Source organism: Oceanisphaera marina (genome assembly GCF_014643915.1).
GTDB classification, from domain to species: domain Bacteria; phylum Pseudomonadota; class Gammaproteobacteria; order Enterobacterales; family Aeromonadaceae; genus Oceanimonas; species Oceanimonas marina.
In genome coordinates this window covers 1-505 of sequence record NZ_BMKE01000076.1, presented here as the reverse complement: position 1 = coordinate 505, position 505 = coordinate 1, and the positions used below count along the sequence as shown (strand labels likewise).

General features: G+C 45.7%; 1 pseudogene. It reads left to right on the top strand.

The annotated features are described in order from the left end of the window. A pseudogene (locus IEW52_RS15865) lies at nt 1-236 on the top strand (IS91 family transposase); the annotation flags it as partial. Between the last annotated feature and the right edge of the window lie 269 nt (nt 237-505).

Genomic DNA, 505 nt, shown 5'->3' with positions numbered 1-505 from the left:
GTATGGTACTGAAGCACTTACCATTAAAAGGCAAGCCCACCATCCGCTACTACGGGCTATATCACCCAACAGTGGTCGAAAAGTTGAATGTGGCAAGAGCACAATGTAAACAACCCACATTTATTACAGCATTGCTGCCAACATGGCAAGAAATGCTAAATAAACTAGGCACTACATTAATCTGCCCGACATGTGGTGCCACTGAGCGAATAGCAGCGGCTCCGCTGAAACGATAACGGGGCTGGTACTCACAGTCTGTTCTCGATGCGGAATAATAGCGGGTGGGTAAAGGACTCAATTCATTACAATAAGTATAGTGATAAGAGTGAGTGATTGTTACTATCCGTCTATAAATCATGAGTTTGGCGACCAAGAACCCCGAGGCTTTTCCTCAGCGTCAACGCAAGTCCAACAAAGCGATGAATCAGACAAAGGTCTCCACCCTCTACGGAGATTAGAAAACGCTGAGTGGACCTTCGCTGATTATCTAAGCGTTATGAGTCAG